The 17,345-nt window shown below is 39.1% G+C and carries 14 protein-coding genes; 10 read left to right on the top strand and 4 right to left on the bottom strand.

Translation table 11 applies throughout. The annotated features are described in order from the left end of the window. Positions 1 to 2 precede the first annotated feature (2 nt). Positions 3 to 1,961, top strand: coding sequence for a glycoside hydrolase family 13 protein (locus tag EL17_RS03225; protein ID WP_084166102.1), 1,959 nt, complete (start codon positions 3 to 5; stop codon positions 1,959 to 1,961). A 44-nt stretch (positions 1,962 to 2,005) separates the two neighbouring features. Continuing rightward, positions 2,006 to 2,221: a hypothetical protein gene (locus EL17_RS03220; RefSeq protein ID WP_164674934.1), complete on the top strand. Its 216-nt coding sequence runs from the start codon at positions 2,006 to 2,008 to the stop codon at positions 2,219 to 2,221. A gap of 707 nt (positions 2,222 to 2,928) precedes the next feature. Here the strand turns inward: EL17_RS03220 and EL17_RS03215 are convergent. Then, positions 2,929 to 3,420 carry a DinB family protein gene (locus EL17_RS03215; protein WP_035070017.1) on the bottom strand — a complete coding sequence of 164 codons (492 nt, stop codon included), beginning with the start codon at positions 3,418 to 3,420 and terminating at the stop codon, positions 2,929 to 2,931. Between the two features lie 53 nt (positions 3,421 to 3,473). Beyond that, entirely contained in the window at positions 3,474 to 4,445 is a 972-nt protein-coding gene (locus EL17_RS03210) for a helix-turn-helix transcriptional regulator (protein ID WP_035070015.1), read from the bottom strand. Positions 4,446 to 4,576: 131 nt separating this feature from the next. On the opposite strand from EL17_RS03210, the gene EL17_RS03205 reads away from it, so the two are divergent. From EL17_RS03205 to EL17_RS03175, 7 genes are all read left to right on the top strand, one after another. Further along, positions 4,577 to 5,068 carry a DinB family protein gene (locus EL17_RS03205; protein WP_035070013.1) on the top strand — a complete coding sequence of 164 codons (492 nt, stop codon included), beginning with the start codon at positions 4,577 to 4,579 and terminating at the stop codon, positions 5,066 to 5,068. A 589-nt stretch (positions 5,069 to 5,657) separates the two neighbouring features. After that, the gene (locus EL17_RS23030; RefSeq protein WP_084166101.1) at positions 5,658 to 5,921 is read left to right on the top strand and encodes a hypothetical protein; all 264 of its coding nucleotides are present in this window, start codon (positions 5,658 to 5,660) and stop codon (positions 5,919 to 5,921) included. Positions 5,922 to 5,998: 77 nt separating this feature from the next. Further along, positions 5,999 to 7,480, top strand: a complete 1,482-nt coding sequence (locus EL17_RS03195; RefSeq protein WP_164674933.1) for a hypothetical protein — start codon at positions 5,999 to 6,001, stop codon at positions 7,478 to 7,480. A gap of 243 nt (positions 7,481 to 7,723) precedes the next feature. After that, a complete protein-coding gene (gene fbaA / locus EL17_RS03190) occupies positions 7,724 to 8,785 on the top strand; it encodes a class II fructose-bisphosphate aldolase (RefSeq protein ID WP_035070201.1) in 1,062 nt (353 codons plus the stop codon). A 75-nt stretch (positions 8,786 to 8,860) separates the two neighbouring features. Then, entirely contained in the window at positions 8,861 to 10,423 is a 1,563-nt protein-coding gene (locus EL17_RS03185; protein ID WP_394332155.1) for an alpha-amylase family glycosyl hydrolase, read from the top strand. Positions 10,424 to 10,799: 376 nt separating this feature from the next. Then, complete coding sequence (locus EL17_RS03180; protein ID WP_035070007.1) at positions 10,800 to 12,710, top strand: polysaccharide biosynthesis protein; 1,911 nt, start codon at positions 10,800 to 10,802, stop codon at positions 12,708 to 12,710. A gap of 362 nt (positions 12,711 to 13,072) precedes the next feature. Next, complete coding sequence (locus EL17_RS03175; protein WP_035070005.1) at positions 13,073 to 14,551, top strand: S10 family peptidase; 1,479 nt, start codon at positions 13,073 to 13,075, stop codon at positions 14,549 to 14,551. Between the two features lie 159 nt (positions 14,552 to 14,710). Here EL17_RS03175 and EL17_RS03170 read toward each other — a convergent pair whose 3' ends face one another. Both EL17_RS03170 and EL17_RS03165 read right to left on the bottom strand, forming a co-directional pair. Next, the gene (locus EL17_RS03170; RefSeq protein WP_035070003.1) at positions 14,711 to 15,622 is read right to left on the bottom strand and encodes a glutamate--tRNA ligase family protein; all 912 of its coding nucleotides are present in this window, start codon (positions 15,620 to 15,622) and stop codon (positions 14,711 to 14,713) included. 15 nt (positions 15,623 to 15,637) lie between these two features. Then, a complete protein-coding gene (locus EL17_RS03165) occupies positions 15,638 to 16,309 on the bottom strand; it encodes a hypothetical protein (protein WP_035070001.1) in 672 nt (223 codons plus the stop codon). Positions 16,310 to 16,423: 114 nt separating this feature from the next. Between EL17_RS03165 and EL17_RS03160 the strand changes: the two genes are divergently transcribed. Next, positions 16,424 to 17,158 carry an NYN domain-containing protein gene (locus tag EL17_RS03160; protein ID WP_035069999.1) on the top strand — a complete coding sequence of 245 codons (735 nt, stop codon included), beginning with the start codon at positions 16,424 to 16,426 and terminating at the stop codon, positions 17,156 to 17,158. Positions 17,159 to 17,345 lie beyond the last annotated feature (187 nt).

The raw sequence follows: 17,345 nt of genomic DNA, 5'->3' as shown, positions 1-17,345 counted from the left end.
AAATGAAAAGAAGCTTTAAATACATGACAATATTACTGGTTACATTAAGCTGCCGCTCGGAGCAGGTTTTGGTAAATCAGGAGGATGATTTTGGGGTACAGTATTCTAAAGAGTATAGTGTTTCCTCGACAGCGTTTGAAGATCCGCCGGAGTGGGCAAAAACAGCTGTTTGGTATCAGATTTTTGTAGAACGATTTCGAAATGGGGATCCAGATAATGATCCTAGGCCAATAGATATGGTAGGTGCTTATCCTGGAGTGATACCAAGTGGGTGGTCCGTCACTCCGTGGACTCAGGATTGGTATGAGCCGGATCCTTATTTTAAGGAATTGGATGAAGCAGAGGATTTTGTAGGGAACAAAATTTCAACTCTAGACCAGAAGCTACAGGCCAGAAGATATGGAGGAGATTTGCAGGGTGTGCTGGACCAGATGGACTATTTGGATTCATTGGGAGTTTCCGCCATTTATTTCAATCCACTCAATGATGCTCCATCACTGCACAAGTATGATGCGCGCCACTGGAGACACATAGATAGGAATTTCGGTCCTGACCCGGAAAATGATACCAGGATAATGGCTGCAGAGACGCCGGAAGATCTTGATACCTGGAAGTTTACTGCCGCTGATAAAATGTTTCTCCGAGTGATAGAGGCCTGCCATGAAAGGGGGATTAAAGTCATTCTGGATTATTCCTGGAACCATACCGGTCATACCTTTTGGGCCTGGCAGGATATACTTGAACATCAAAAGGCGTCTGATTTTTCGGATTGGTATGATGTCAAGCTTTTTGATGATCCCAGTACGTCCATGAATGAGTTTGAATTTAGCGGTTGGGCAGGCGTACCTGATCTGCCGGAAATCAAAAAAACAGTCCATGCTGATATGACTAAAGGTATAAACGCTTATGAAGGGGACCTGTATAGCGAAGCGGTTAAAAATCATATTTTTGCAATAACCAGAAGATGGCTTGATCCCAATGGAGATGGAGATCCATCCGACGGAGTAGATGGCTTCAGATTAGATGTGGCAGCCGAAGTCCCGCTGGGTTTTTGGCGGCAGTATAGAGAAGTGGTACGCGAAGTTAATCCTGATGCTATGCTGGTGGGAGAGGTATGGTGGCAGCAGTGGCCGGATACCATGATAGATCCTGAACCTTTTCTACGTGGAGATATATTCGATGCTCCCATGAATTATAGATGGTACCGAGCGGCAAGGCATTTTTTTAATGCTTCTCCGGATGAAATATCAGTGTCGGAATTTGTAGATAGCTTAAATTCTTTTAGAAGTAATTTAAGAGAAGTAAGTAATCATGCCATGATGAACCTTACTTCCAGTCACGATGTGCCCCGAACACTTACCTCCCTTTACAATAAAACCAAAAATAAGTACCAGGCAAAGCCAGAAGAAAACCCTGACTACAAAATCCACAAACCAGATGCCGAAACCTATCAGACATTAAGACTGCTATTGGCACATCAATATACTTATATAGGTGCGCCTCACATTTGGGCAGGAGATGAAATGGGGATGTGGGGTGCAGATGATCCCGGCACACGTAAACCACTTATTTGGAAAGATTATAATTTTAGTCCTGAGACTACTCATCCTTTAGGCAAAAGCAGGCCTAAAGATGAGGTGGTCTTTGATGATGAGGTTTTTAATTATTACCGTAAGCTGATCAGGCTGCGTAAGGATTACCCCGTATTGGTCCTAGGGGACATTGACTTTATTAAAGTGGATGATGCTGCTAAAGTTTTGGCTTATAGTAGGTATGACGGTAAAGATGAAGCCATAGCTGTTTTTAATACAAGTGAAGAAACTAAACTTATTCACCTTACTGTCAAAACACCGTTGACCTATATTGACGTATTGAATGATAATGTTGTAAATATTGAAGGGACAAAGATAAACATGCTTTTGGAAGGTAGGAGTTCAGCAGTATTGGTGGTTTCGAAATAATTAAGCTCAAAAAATTTAATATGTAAGATATATTACCTCTCTTTTTGTATAGCTTATGCGTGATAAGCTGCCTTTCAAATGTAATCGAGGAAGATGTAGTGGCTGCCTATCTATTGGTATATTTTAAAGATGAAACACAGGGTCACCATAAGGCCCTACGTAAAGAGGGATACCACTTTATGGATGTGAATAATGGATGCCAGGTAATAGTAGGTGATCCGGTAGCGGTGCAGAAGGGGACACGAGATCCACATATCTAGAGGGGACTGGATGGATCCTTTTAAGTAGCCATGATTATCTGCATATATTTACCCAGAGAGAGGGCATAAGGGAAACCGAATGGGAAAGATCAGAAGATCTGTACGGCTCAGGAAACAATAAGGTATACTATGCCTATGTACATGGTGCCTTTGACCGGATGAAACAGCGCCAAGGCTTCTTTTTGAATACAAAAGATGTCACTGATATAGATGCTGACATTACCAAGTTGGGTGATAAGTACCGCATGTTTTATGTCTAAGACGATGGGGTACCGGGGATCAAACAGGCAGTTTCGAACAGAGTGAATAAAGGGTAAGCCTATGATTCTACTTACAATGATTAAGAGCTTACCGCTAGCGAAGCATCAACTGTACGGAAGAGGATAGGGTAGGATAAATGGGTGGTGATGAATGATATTTACGGTATAGATCCCCATAACAAGCTTTATGGCAGAAATCATTCTGATTATATTTTATTTCAAGCTTATGCCAAATCAGGTCAATTATAGGTCTGAAGCTAAAGTTTTCATCATGGAGAAACGGCCTGCCCGAACCTATTTGTCGCTTATGACAGATTCTTTGATGATGCGAGCAGGCCCTATCCTATGATGTCCAGTGTACTTTAGGTGGAGGATTGAGCTATAAGTTTGCAGTTCTTTTACTCATATACTTGATTAGAGTTCTTAAAGCTTTATTGAAGTTCATAGTTATTCTTCATCTGCACTGGCTCCATAGCTACCTGGAATAGGCACTTCCAACATTCGAAGATAAACACCTAACTGGGCTCTGTGATGAATCACCTGACTAAAAGACATCCTTAGCATGTTGTATTTGGTATCAGTGCTGAATATAATATTTCCATTTCTGAGTGTCCAAACTTTTTCAAGGTCAATATCATGTGCCGCTGACAGATCAATCTGGGCTTTCTCATACAGTTTGTCATAGAAGGCTAGTAAAGCTGATGTGTTTGCAAATTCATTGGGTATGTAAGGATGAATGCCAATATCCAGCCCATCATGATTAAGAACTTGGCCAATCCAGCCAGGCAGTTCAGCGATATGATTAGCCAGGCGAAGGATATTCATACTCTTAAAGTGTGGCTTCCACTGCCATTTGTCTGCTGGGATCAGGCTTAGCATTTTTTTGGTAGTAACAGATTCATTGGTCAATTCTTTTTTAAATGTTTCCAGAATGGTCATGATTTTGAAAGTTTAAATATGAACTCCAAAGAAACTATAGCATGATGACAGCCTTATGTCAGCAGTTCGGGATTTTGTTCATTTTTTTCAATTTTTGAAGCAATCTGTGCAAGTAATTGTTTCATCATTGTTATCAGCATCTGGGGTTCTATGACCTTTATAAAATCACCCATCATCAGTGCCCAACGCGTAAAACCTTCAAGTGATGAAGTCATAAAAGTAAGTTCCATTGCATTACCTTTGTCTGTTTCCATTACAAAACCCCATTTATATTTCTCAACCTGGATGTATTTTCTCATGGAATGGTCGATGCTCAGTACCACCTTGGTAAGCTTTTGTTCTTTTTTTATTTTGTCCAGATAATCTTTCAAACTTGGATGAGGAGTAGTATAATTGCCATCTTTCATAGAAATGGACTGGATCCGATCCAGCCTGAACGTTCTATAAGCTTTCCTCAACCTGCACCAGCCGATAAAGTACCATTGTTCAAAGGAATAATATATCCCTATAGGTTCAGCCTCCCTCAGGGTAACCTCTGCCTTATCAAAAGATAGGTATTGCATTTCCAAGACTTTTTTGGAAGAGAGGCTGTTGAGAATAATGTGTAGCGTGTTATCCTGACCTTGAGTGGGGTTGATCCTGCTGATGATCTTTACCTGGGGTCCCATTGAATCCAGTGTGTCTTTTTCACTGCTTTTCAGCACTGATTTGATTTTGAAAAGGGCTGAAGTAAATTGCTTGCCGCTTTCTTTGTCACTTATGTTTTCAAGTAGTTTATCAGCAAGGACAAAAGATAGCGCTTCCTCTCGTGTAAACATTACCGGTGGGAGTCTATATCCTTCTATAAGTGAATATCCTTTTCCAGCTTCACTTATGATGGGAACACCGGCTTCTTCCAACGCTCTGATGTCCCGGTATACCGTTCTGATAGTAATATTAAATCGTTTAGCTATTTCATGAGATGTAATCCATCTTTTGGATTGAATCTGTGTAAGTATAGCGGTCAATCTGTCCAATCTGTTCATGTACTAAAAAACCGGTTTTATGTTTCTAATGAAAGGTGTTTTCTGAATATAGAAATATTTTTTATAACTGCTGACATATGGCTGTCACTATGGGCAGATTACTTTGCTTATCATTAAAAAAACACAAATATATGGAAACTAAAGGATCAAGTATTAATCAGGAGGCGGTAATTACACCTCAGCAGCTTTTTGAACACTGGCAGGCGCACCGTGGCCTTACCCGTAAAGTGATAGCGATTTTTCCTGAGGATGAGTTATTTAACTTTAGTATCGGTGGGATGAGGCCTTTTGCAGATATGGTCAAAGAACTCTTAGCCATAGCTGAACCAGGCCTTAAAGAAATCGCCACTGGCAAAAAAGAAGAACTAAACGAGAATTTGATGGTGAATACCAAGCTACAGCTGCTGGAAATGTGGGATAAGACTTCAGAAACCCTTCCAGGTTTGTGGGAAAAACTTTCTACGGATGCTTTCCAAAAAAGCATACTGGCTTTTGGTCAATATGAGGGCACCATCATTTCCACTATTCTGTATTTTATTGATAATGAAATCCACCACAGAGGGCAGTCATATGTTTATTTGCGGGCATTAGGTATCACCCCTCCTCCTTTTTGGGAAAGATAGTTTTCAGAGACAGGGTGCTAAATCAGTACCCTGTATCACTAAATTTATGGTTGAAGTAGGCTTTTCTATTCAGGTTTAATTACCCTTTAGGTTTACTGAAATAGGAGTATGATGCTTTTTGTGCCTATCATTTCACGTTTTCATATGTTTGGTAGGCCTGTGATTACATAAACACTTGATGGAAAGGGGGCGTTTAAATTTTCCTATAGTAAGGCGCTAAGATAAAAACATTCCTCCTGAAAAATTTTTAAGTTCTAAGCAGATTCCGGCAGTAGGCTTGAGAGTATTATTCGAATAGCCTGTTGATTATTCATTAGTTTGTGTATCAACTGCGGAAGGATAGCATTGAATTAAATTTTATAAGTAATAAGAATTTTTTATAAAAAAAATCTATCCAAAATTCAGTTTAAAAATACTACTATCTATTACTATTATTAGATAATAATAATATTTAGGTAATTTTTATACGTTGTAGTGATAAATATTCTTGTTTAAATTAAAATATGGTGTAATAAAATTAAAACTTTTACTTTATCTCTTTGTTCTGTATTATATCTGAGTAAAATGTTTAAATTAAAATTTTAATTCTATGACAAATTCTAATGAAAAAAAGCCATCAAAACTGGATTCGATCTTGAAAATGACATTGTTAGTCTGTTTAATGTTTGCGCTCGGAATGAGTGCCTGTACCGATGATGACGACGCTCAGCCAGCTCCTCCTGATACTACTACTACTACTGGAACTACTGACGGTACTACTACAGGTGGGACTACAGGTACTACAGGCGGCACCACTGGTGGCACTACAGGAACCACAGGAGGTACTACTGGCGGAGGAACTACTGGAGGATAATGCTGAATTTTCTGATTTTTTCAAACAATTATACAAAAAGGCCCTTTTATTGAAAGGGCCTTTTTGTAATTATGAATATGCAGGAACAAAATTTTTTAGTTAAAAGTATCAGATCTGTATTTATAGTGGATCTAAGGGCTATTGCCATGATGCGCATAGCCCTATCTGTAATATTGCTTACGGATATTATATTTAGGATTTCTGATCTGAAGGCATTCTATTCCGGACAGGGGGTGTTACCGCTTAAGGCATTATTTGCTTATCTATGGAACCCATACTACACTTCACTTTTCAATCTAACGGAGCATCCCTACTTACTTTCCGTCCTATTTGCTATCTACGCGGCCTGCGTTTTTTGCCTATTAGTAGGGTATAAGACTAAGTGGAGCACCATCCTTACCTGGATTTTTCTTATGTCTTTACATAATAGGAACCCGCTTATAATTCAAGCAGGAGACCACCTGCTTAGGATGATGGTATTCTGGGGGATTTTCCTTCCTTGGGGTTATTTGTATTCCTTTGATTCATTGAAAAATATACAGGTGAAAAAATCTCATGTATACGAATCTTTTGCGGGAATAGCATATATATGCCAGATAGCTTTTTTGTACTATTTTTCTGCCTTGCTTAAGTCCTCTCCGGAGTGGAGGACTGATTATACCGCCATATATTATGCCTTAAGTCTTGACCAGCTGACCAGACCTATAGGCAGGCTGATGTATCCCTATTATGATCTGATGACGTATATGACGGCAAGCGTTTTTTATATTGAGTTTTTTTTGCCACTGTTGCTTTTTGTACCATTTTTTAACAAGTGGATACGTATGGTCATTATAGTCGCTATAGCCTTACTGCAGTTTGGGATATTCCTGACGATGAACGTAGGACTTTTTTCCATAACGGGAGTAGTGATTATGATAGGTCTCATCCCTACTGATTTCTTGGATAAAGTACAATATCGATTCAGAGAAACCATCAAAAAATGGGAAGGTGCTGTTGTCCGATTGCGTTTAAAATATATATCTTCTAAAGAGAAAACAATCCATCCACCCAAACCTGTTTTATATTCTGAAATCCTCGTCTCGCTGGCCTTAATTTATGTTTTGGGTTGGAACATGCAGACAGTGGGTAAAAAAGTCATTCCTGATAATATGATATGGATAGGGGATCTATTTAAACTTCATCAGCAGTGGGGGATGTTTGCCCCTTCAGTCTATAAGGATGATGGTTGGTTTATATATTTAGGAGTTCAGGAGAATGGCAACAACATAGACTTGCTCAGGGATGGTGCCCCACTCAGTATGGAAAGACCGGAACTGATATCAGATCTTGTAAAAAATGATCGATGGCGAAAATATGGTGAAAATATACTTCCAATAGACAATGCCCATTATAGACCTTATCTTTGCGACTATTTAATTACTGAATGGAATTCATTAAATCCAGAAAAGAGAATTAAGCATTTATCGATCATATATATGCTGGAAGTGACGATGCCTGATTACCAAACTGAGCCTGTTCGTGAAGAACATCTGTGTTATTGTGAGGTGGAATTATAATCTCATGACCTAGTAGGTGATCCATTTACTTTGTGACCATTTTAATTTTTTTTAAATCTCAATCGATTTCCTGTCAAGCCATAAGGGTTTTGGCTGTTTATATCAGATGGAACGAAGAACTTTACCTGTAAAAGGGGTGATTTTTTAGTATAGTGTTTATATCTTTGGTAATATGATAGATCAAGTCGGCAAATGGCAGCGTCTTTTCATATACCATTTAACCTTGATAAAAATTTTAAATTTATGAAATTCAAACCAGGAGTAAAGTACGGACAGGAACTTAAAGACCTTTTAGATTATGCCAAAGAAAGCGAATTTGCTTTACCAGCGGTAAATGTGATCAATACTAGTACCGTGAATGCAGTTTTTGAAACTGCTAAGAAAGTAAACTCTCCAGTTATGATCCAGTTTTCCAATGGAGGAGCTCAGTTTTTTGCCGGAAAAGGCCTGGCCAACGATAAGCAGCAGGCTTCTATAGCCGGTGGTGTATCTGGTGCTATGCACGTGCATAAAATGGCAGAAGCATATGGTGTACCGGTAGTCCTTCATACAGATCATGCCGCCAAAAAACTACTACCGTGGATAGATGGTCTCTTAGAGGAAGGTAAGGCATATTATCAAGCTTTTGGTAAGCCGCTTTTCAGTTCACATATGCTGGACTTATCAGAAGAAAGCCTGGAAGAAAATATAAAGACCTCTGCCCAGTATTTTAGAGAATTCAGTAAGCTGGAGATGGGTATAGAGATAGAGCTAGGTGTAACCGGTGGGGAAGAAGATGGTGTAGACAATACGGATGTAGACAGTTCCAAATTATATACCCAGCCTGAGGAAGTGGCTTATGCTTATGAAGAGCTAAAGAAAATAGGTGACAGCTTTACCATTGCAGCTGCATTTGGTAATGTTCATGGCGTATATAAACCAGGTAATGTAAGTCTTACTCCTAAAATACTAAAAAATTCACAGGATTTCATCAATGAAAAATACGGGACATCTGGGAAACCGGTAAGTTTTGTGTTTCATGGTGGTTCAGGGTCTACTGTGGAAGAAATCAGAGAAGCCAATAGTTATGGTTCTGTAAAAATGAATATTGATACAGATATGCAGTGGGCATTCTGGGAAGGTATCCTTAAATTCTATCATGCCAATGAAGGATATCTCGAGACCCAGCTGGGTAATCCAGAAGGGGATGACAAACCAAATAAGAAGTTTTATGACCCCCGTAACTGGTTGAGAAAAGGGGAGGAGAATTTCGTCAAACGTCTTGAAATAGCATTTGACATGTTGAACTGTATAGATAGAAATTAATTAACTAGTAAAGAATTAGAGCTAAAAGGTCACTAAGATATTAGTGGCTTTTTCTTTTTAATACCATATTAAGATATGCATATAATAAAAAAAGCCCTTTGTATAGCCGGTGCAGGTCTGATGATGTCTAGCTGTGCCCAAACTTCAGAGCTTCCCGGTAACGGTAGACCAGGCGACCTATGGCCTAAGGCTGGGATCACTTATGAAATATTCATCCAGTCTTTTTACGATACAGATAATGATGGTATAGGGGATATTAAAGGAGTGACGGAAAAATTAGACCATGTCGTGGAGCTAGGAGTGGACGCGATTTGGTTTATGCCTCTGATGCCATCTCCGAGTTACCATAAATATGATGTGACAGATTATAAAGCTATCCACCCAGACTATGGGACAATGGAAGATTTTAAGCAACTGATAGAAAAGGCACATAAAAATAACATTAAAATAGTAATCGATATGATCATCAACCATACCAGTGACGAGCACCCCTGGTTTATGGAAGCAAAAAAAGGTAGGGAGAATCCTTACCGAGATTACTATGTATGGGCACATAAAGATACCATAGCCGATCACATCAATAAAAAGAAAACTACTCTTGATTCGGACAATATCCGACAATGGCATGATCCAGGAGAAGGGGAGGATTATTATTATGGTTTTTTCACCGGAGGGATGCCTGACCTCAACTTTGACAATTCGGCAGTAAGAGAGGAAATATACGAAATAGGCAGATATTGGCTTGAAGAAATAGGTGTAGATGGCTTCAGGCTGGATGCCGCCAAACACATATACCCCGATGATAGGCCAGATGACAACCACGCCTTTTGGAAAGCTTTCCGAGCTGAAATGGAGAAAGTGAAACCTGATGTCTACCTGGTAGGAGAGGTATATGATATGAAGGAAGTAGTAGCGCCTTACCTTCCAGGATTGCCCGCACTCTTTAACTTCGATTTCCACTATACCCTCCTGGATGCATATAAAGAGACAGATGGCCATAAGCTGGTGGAGCGGCAGATAGAGATATTGAGTTATTATAACAATATCACTGATGATTTTATAGATGCTACCTTTTCATCTAATCATGACCAGCCGAGGCTGCTCAGCAGTCTCAATGGGGACAGGATGAAAGCAAAGCAGGCCCTTGCCATACTGATGACTATGCCCGGAGCACCTTATTTGTATTACGGGGAAGAGATCGGTATGCTCGGTGAAAAACCTGATGAACATATTAGAGAGCCTTTTCTTTGGGATGTAGAAACAAAAGATACAGGCAGAACTACCTGGATAGCCCCTAAGCATTCTACAGATAAGACCGTCACACCTTTAGCTCAGCAAAAAGACCACGCGGAAAGTTTTTTCAGTCACTATAAACAGGTCATCCAATTAAGGCAGAGCAGCAAAGTCCTGACATTAGGTGACCTTCAGGCTGCTGCAGTTGACACTCCAAAGGCAATTATGGCGTATGTTAGATCTTATCAGGGTGAGAAAGCACATGTTTTTCATAACATCAGCGACCAGGAGGTAGAGATAGAGCAGCCAGAGGGGGTGACCGATGTGCTATATCAACTAGAATCAGCTATCCTCAGTCATAAAAAGATTAAACTGAAACCATATAGCTCGATTATTCTTAAATAATGATTTTCTATACTTAGGCCTTTTCCCTTTTGGAAAAGGCTTTTTTTAATGTTCATGTTATCCACTTCATGGAAAATATTCATTTTGGATTATTAAATTGTATTTTTAGATAAAGAGTGGTTAACCAAACCAACTTTTAAATTTTGAAAATTTATTTAAAAAGAAATACTCGTTCAAAAAAAGACATGTTTTAAATTAATACCTTAATATTCAATAGGTTAAGGGGTGAATATGGCGGTATTCTGGTAGTTTTAATGATATAAGATTTATTTTTAATTAATTATTTATACAGCTTTATGCATTTTATGAAAAGTTTTTATTTATATTTGAAATGCAAAAACAAGTATTTGAACTTTAACATATTAATTTTTAGCATATGGGCTTCCTTCAAAAAATAAATATTCTTCCCAGATGGGTAATAGCGCTATTGGACGGCATTGTTTTATCTTATGCCATCTTATTAGGCTTCCTATTAAGGTTCAATTTTGAAATCGTTCATTTTAATCAGGTAGCACTTGTAAAAGGGGTTGTATGGTTTATCCTTACAGGCTGCCTTTCCATGATCATTACCAAAAGCTACATGGGGATAGTACGCCATACCAGCGTGCGGGATGGTTTGATCCTATCAAAAATGATCGGTATAAACTTCCTTTTATTAACTGGAGCTAATATTATATCCTATTACTTATTAGATGCGGGATGGATCATATCTTTTGCTGTATTGATGATCGCTTCTGGGATAGCCTTATTCTGGTTGATTTTATATAGAATGGTAATAAAGGAGCTATTTGGATACATTAAGAAAAATGAGAAAGATGTCACACCTATAGTAGTGTTCGGAGCCGGTGAAGCAGGTATTCTCGCACAGAGTATTTTTGCCAATGATAATAAAGTAAAGAAAAGGGTAGTTGCATTTTTAGATGATGATATCAATAAGGCCGGTAAAAAACTTTCAGGTGCTAAAATATACATGGGACTGCAAATGCTCCCAGAAATAGTACAAAAATATAATGTGCAGGAACTGGTGATTTCCGTGCAGAAGCTATCCTCGAATAGAAAAAGGCAGATTATAGACGAATGTCTGAGCTTAGGGATACATGCTACCATTATTCCGCCTGTAAACGAGTGGATAAATGGGAGCCTGATGCCCAATGGTATAAGAGAAGTCAAAATAGAAGACCTTCTTTCTAGGGAATCGATAGATCTGGACAATAGTAGGGTCAAGGAGGACCTCTTCGGTAAAGTAGTACTGGTATCTGGAGCAGCAGGATCTATAGGGAGTGAGCTGGTTCAGCAGATTGCTCATTATCAGCCTGAGAAAGTGATCATGTTAGACCAGTCCGAGTCGGCATTATATAATCTTCAGCAGGAAATGAATGCTTTGAACCTTCCTACGCAGATTGTAACGCTATTGGGGGATATCAGAAAGAGGAAATCTATCGCTAAGATTCTTACCAAATACAGACCGCAGATCATATACCATGCAGCCGCTTATAAGCACGTTCCAATGATGGAAGCTTATCCTGAAGAAGCTGTAAAATGTAATATCCTTGGTACCAAAAATCTGGCAGATCTCGCTGTTTCCAATCACGTAGAAAAGTTTGTGATGATCAGCACGGATAAAGCTGTCAATCCGACAAATGTAATGGGAGCTTCCAAAAGAATAGCTGAGATGTATGTGCAGTCATTAAATGATGCTTTGGAAGGAACAGGTGCCAAAAGAACTAAATTTGTGACCACCAGATTCGGTAATGTATTGGGATCTAATGGCTCGGTCATACCGCTATTTAAAAACCAGATTCAAAGAGGAGGACCGGTTACTGTAACTCATCCTGATATTACCCGCTATTTTATGACCATACCTGAAGCTTGTCAGCTGGTACTGGAAGCAGGGGTTATGGGTAATGGTGGGGAGATATTCGTATTCGATATGGGAGAACCTGTCAAAATAGTAGACCTTGCCAAAAAGATGATTAAATTAAGCGGTAAGGTAGTGGATAGAGATATAAAAATCGAATTCAGCGGACTCCGACAAGGCGAGAAATTATATGAAGAGTTATTGAATGTGAAGGAAGAAGTGGTCTCCACTCACCATCCAAAGATTATGATCGCAAAAGTTTCGCATGTACATTTTGAATCTATTGTGACCCAAATAGATGCATTTAAATTGCTGTTGAAAAAGAACTCCGATGTGGCGCTGGTAAGTCACATGAAGACGATAGTACCAGAATATATAAGCAATGCCTCCAGGTTTTCATTTTTAGATCATTTAGAAGTAAAGCACTAATTTTTTTACGATATGTTTTTTTTTTTACCCTTGGTAGTTTTCTACTGAGGGTTTTTTTATATGACCTTACCTTGAACAGAAAATCTTGAATTTCAATATCTTTCTGCATAATGGAGCCCCTTAACGGTGGATGTAGGAAACCTTAAATAAGTTAAATTTATTGGGAAAGGTTTTTTATATAAACCATTATCAACATGGTAGACCATTGTAGCATGTAAACGGGAAAATTGATGGTTAAATTTATTTTTCCTTCCGCTTATCATATTTTTCTAGACTTAGCTATTTATAACACATATCTTCCTTCATCTAATTAAAGCATGCCATAAGTACTGATTACGAACTAAAAGCTGAAAAGTAAAAATATGAAAAAATGTTTTCTGTTTGTTGTTTGTCTTGTCACGATGACTTCTATAGCATTGGGACAAGGCAGAAAAATCGAAGTCGAATCCGCTGTATCCAGCACCCATACTGTCACTATAAAAGGCAACCGTGTTCCGTATAGGGCTACTGCCGGTACACAGCCGGTTTGGGATGAAGCAGGTGAGCCTATAGCTTCTCTGTTTTATACTTACTATGAAAGAACTGATATCAGTGATATGGCGAATAGACCTTTGGTCATTTCTTTTAATGGTGGACCGGGATCGGCTTCTATTTGGATGCACATCGCTTATACGGGCCCCGTACTTTTGAATATGGATGACGAAGGTAATCCTACGCAGCCATACGGTACCCGAGCCAATCCGCATTCGATTTTGGATGTAGCCGATATTGTGTATGTAGATCCAGTAAATACTGGGTATTCACGCATGCTGGATAAAGATGGAGACCGTAAGAAGTTTTTCGGTGTCAACGCTGATATTGAATACCTATCTGACTGGGTAAATACATTTGTCACCAGGCAGAACAGGTGGGCTTCTCCCAAGTACCTGATAGGAGAAAGCTATGGTACTACACGGGTAGCCGGCATGGTAAATCAGCTCCAGAATTCACACTGGATGTATTTCAATGGAGTGATTTTAGTGTCTCCTACCACTCTGGGTATAGACCGAAGCGGGCCTGTAGCTGCTGCCAACTACCTACCATACTATGCCGCCACTGCCTGGTATCATAACGCTTTAGATAAGTCTCTTCAAAATAGAGATCTCGAAGACCTACTGCCAGAAGTGGAAACGTTTACTATCAATGAGTTTATCCCAGCCATGGTCAAGGGTGGATTTATTGAGGAAGATAGAAAAAGGGAACTCGCCCGGCAGATATCCAAATATTCAGGTCTTTCAGAAAAAGTGATTATGGAGCATAACCTTGCTGTCCCTACCAACTTTTTTTGGAAAGAACTCTTAAGAGATCAAGGATTGACTATAGGCAGGCTTGACAGTAGGTATAGAGGCATAGATAAGACAGGCACAGGTGACCGTCCGGATTTCGATCCGGCACTGACAGCCTGGAATCATGCTTTTGCCCCTGCAATGAACCACTATGTCAGAAACAGCCTGAAATTTGAAACTGACCTTACTTATAACCTGTTTGGACCAGTGCACCCATGGGATAGGTCCGGAGATAGAACAGGCGATAATCTGAGACAGGCCATGGCCCAAAATCCATATCTTCATGTGATGATACAATCTGGATATTTTGATGGAGGGACAGACTATTTTAATGCCAAGTATTCTATGTGGCAGATGGATCCGAGTGGAAAACTTCAGGACAGACTTGACTGGAAAGGATACAGGAGTGGACATATGATGTATTTAAGGGCAGAAGATCTAGCCACATCCAATGAAGATATTAGACAGTTTATCCTCAAAGCTACACCTGCCAAGGGAGCTCCCGCCAGGTATTGAAATGGCGGTCACCCTTTTATTTTAAGCCACGGAGTAATTCGTGGCTTAATTTTTTTTTATAGTTCTATTTGATCCTAGCCTATATCATGTGCATAGATATATGCATGTAGGAAAGTTTTTGTAAAGTTTTACTCATTATATCATCCATTCTGAGCTACTTTATTTTTTGAGGATTAAATTATTATTCAATATTATGCCTCTATTAAAAAGTTGAACAAAATCATTAAAATCAGAAATCAGTTCGGGTAATAGAAGTAACCTGCTTATCTCCTGATATATGGCGGCCTTAGTTACCCCATGTTGACGCATATAAAATATAGAGGTGCTTCCGGCGGATTTGGAGAGCTTTAAGTGTTGGCTTGCCATGATGAGTGGATGATGGTAAAATGCGGTATCTTTAAACTGGTTATGGTGAATTTTATCTGCCAGTAAAATCTGCGCTATAGTGGAACTTTGAAGGTCTTTACCCCTGATTATGGTATCTACCCCAAAGTAAATATCATCGATGACAGAAGCCAATTGGTAAGCAGGCAGTCCATCTTTCTTTTTTACAATGAAATACTGAAGGGCAGGAGGGAGTCGGGAAGGAATGATGGTTCCCCCAATTTGTTTTACATCAGCTACTTCCCCCATAGCGATTTTGATTCTCCAGTTTCTATCTTTTTCTTTTAGACTTAGGTTTTTTGAGAGGCAAATACCGGGATAGGATAGGTCCCTGCTTTCTCGGCCTACTTTTTTACGGCTACAGTTACATGAAAAGAGTTGGTTTTTAATGACCAAACTATTCAGGGTATCCTGGTATAGTGATATTCTGTTATGTTGAGTCCAGTTTTTTTGAAAATCCAGGATATCAGTGGGGCCTTCATCCCAGGGTATTTCTAGAAAGCGGAGTGTGGTAAATATATCTTCTATGTACTTCCTTTTAGTTCTTGACTGGTCCAGATCGTCTATTCTAAGTAGAATAGTAGCCTTATTTTGTCTGGCGAGAGCAGCGGTAATTAGAAAATTAAAGACATTTCCCAAATGTAAATAGCCGCTGGGAGTAGGAGCAATTCGGGTTTTTGTAAACATGCTATGTCGTATAGGCTACCAATCTTCCAAATTAACAGGTATAAATCTGGCGAACAACTCTTCTTTAAACCAATTTTGTTTTTTTGCTTTGATCAGTACTTGGGTATGTTCGGATTTATAGGCAAAATTTAGCATGCTTTCGGAGTTTTCCCAATGGCTGAATGTAGCCTGTTCGATGATGGGGAGTTCACCTACTCCCTTGGAAAATAGTAAACCATTTGATTTTTCTAAAGCTCGGGTGGTGGCAGGTACGTGGGTCCAAAAGGCTAATAATTTAGCTGCGGATAAACTGGCTCTGGTAAGGGTAAACATAGGCCCCGATTGGTATTCTACGGCTGGTACCAGTGGGTTTACGCCGTCCCATGCACCATGAGACTGTGTGCAGGCCATATAATAGGTTTCTGAAGTATGACTTTTTCCTTTTAATTGAGTGAAAATATGGTGAGATTCCAAGGTTTTTGCTTCAGCTGCATTTTTCCATACACATAGAAGTGCATAAGTACTGAAATCTGGTTTTATGGAAAATCCGAATTTGCCCCCACCGGTTCCTAACAGTTTGGCAAAGGAAGTTCCATGAAGCTTGTATCTGATTGTTTTTGATTGCTGCATTTGTTTTAACGCCCAAAATTGGTCGCGAATGGAATAGGTGAAAAAGGACAAACTGACTATCGGTATCTGGTTATTCATTTTTTTAAAACACAAATGCTTGTCGAAGGTTTATGAGTGATTGTGTATCTTTAGGTAAATATCCGTAACATTCTTCCTATACTACCCACTATTCAATAAAATAATTACCAAATAATGGATCTGAAACTTGCAGTATTAATTGATGGCGACAATATTCCTTCAGCCTATGTCAAAGAGATGTTAGAAGAAATAGCTAAATATGGTAACCCTACCATCAAACGTATTTATGGGGACTGGACAAAACCCCACTTAGCTAAATGGAAGACCATTCTTCTTGAAAATGCGATTACCCCTATACAGCAGTATGGCTATACCACAGGTAAAAACGCAACTGATTCTGCCATGATCATAGATGCGATGGATATTCTTTATTCTGAAAAGGTGAATGGCTTTTGCCTGGTCTCAAGTGACAGTGATTTTACCCGGTTAGCTACACGACTACGGGAAGCAGGGATGATGGTATTTGGATTGGGAGAAAAGAAAACCCCTGATCCGTTTATCGTAGCCTGTGATAAATTTATATATATCGAGATACTTAAGCAGAGAAATAAAACTGATGACAAAGAGATTTCTAAAGAGGAGCTCCAAAAAAGCGATGTAGACAAAATCACCCCAAAGGTCATAAAACTCATTTCAGCTACTATAGCAGATCTTGCTGATGATGACGGTTGGGCTTTTATGGGGGACGTAGGAAATTTACTGCAAAAAAAGCAGCCAAATTTTGACTCCAGAAATTATGGTTTCCAGAAGCTTACTCCTCTTATCAGTTCTATCGATAAATTTGAAGTAGAACAAAGAGAAAATCAGAAAGGGAAATTTAGATTGATATATACGCGCAATAAAGATTAGATTTGGTTTATAATTTGTATATTTAATACATATATGTATGTGTTAAATTCATTTTTATGATTGTTAAAATTAATTACCAAGATTGTATAGCCGCTTGCAACGATTGCGCTTTCTACTGCGATCTTGCGGCTACGGCATGTCTTAAGCAACTTGATATGGCTAATATGGCCAGATGCATAGAATTAGA

The sequence above is a fragment of the Anditalea andensis genome (assembly GCF_000714815.1).
GTDB lineage: Bacteria > Bacteroidota > Bacteroidia > Cytophagales > Cyclobacteriaceae > Anditalea > Anditalea andensis.
This window is presented reverse-complemented; position numbering and strand designations above follow the sequence as displayed.

What these genes read in the sequence shown, in the direction of transcription:
- EL17_RS03225 (WP_084166102.1), top strand. Translation starts at nt 3, where the DNA reads ATGAAAAGAAGCTTTAAATACATGACAATATTACTGGTTACATTAAGC.
- EL17_RS03215 (WP_035070017.1), bottom strand. Translation starts at nt 3,420, where the DNA reads ATGACCATTCTGGAAACATTTAAAAAAGAATTGACCAATGAATCTGTT.
- EL17_RS03210 (WP_035070015.1), bottom strand. Translation starts at nt 4,445, where the DNA reads ATGAACAGATTGGACAGATTGACCGCTATACTTACACAGATTCAATCC.
- EL17_RS03205 (WP_035070013.1), top strand. Translation starts at nt 4,577, where the DNA reads ATGGAAACTAAAGGATCAAGTATTAATCAGGAGGCGGTAATTACACCT.
- EL17_RS23030 (WP_084166101.1), top strand. Translation starts at nt 5,658, where the DNA reads ATGACAAATTCTAATGAAAAAAAGCCATCAAAACTGGATTCGATCTTG.
- EL17_RS03195 (WP_164674933.1), top strand. Translation starts at nt 5,999, where the DNA reads ATGCAGGAACAAAATTTTTTAGTTAAAAGTATCAGATCTGTATTTATA.
- fbaA (WP_035070201.1), top strand. Translation starts at nt 7,724, where the DNA reads ATGAAATTCAAACCAGGAGTAAAGTACGGACAGGAACTTAAAGACCTT.
- EL17_RS03185 (WP_394332155.1), top strand. Translation starts at nt 8,861, where the DNA reads ATGCATATAATAAAAAAAGCCCTTTGTATAGCCGGTGCAGGTCTGATG.
- EL17_RS03180 (WP_035070007.1), top strand. Translation starts at nt 10,800, where the DNA reads ATGGGCTTCCTTCAAAAAATAAATATTCTTCCCAGATGGGTAATAGCG.
- EL17_RS03175 (WP_035070005.1), top strand. Translation starts at nt 13,073, where the DNA reads ATGAAAAAATGTTTTCTGTTTGTTGTTTGTCTTGTCACGATGACTTCT.
- EL17_RS03170 (WP_035070003.1), bottom strand. Translation starts at nt 15,622, where the DNA reads ATGTTTACAAAAACCCGAATTGCTCCTACTCCCAGCGGCTATTTACAT.
- EL17_RS03165 (WP_035070001.1), bottom strand. Translation starts at nt 16,309, where the DNA reads ATGAATAACCAGATACCGATAGTCAGTTTGTCCTTTTTCACCTATTCC.
- EL17_RS03160 (WP_035069999.1), top strand. Translation starts at nt 16,424, where the DNA reads ATGGATCTGAAACTTGCAGTATTAATTGATGGCGACAATATTCCTTCA.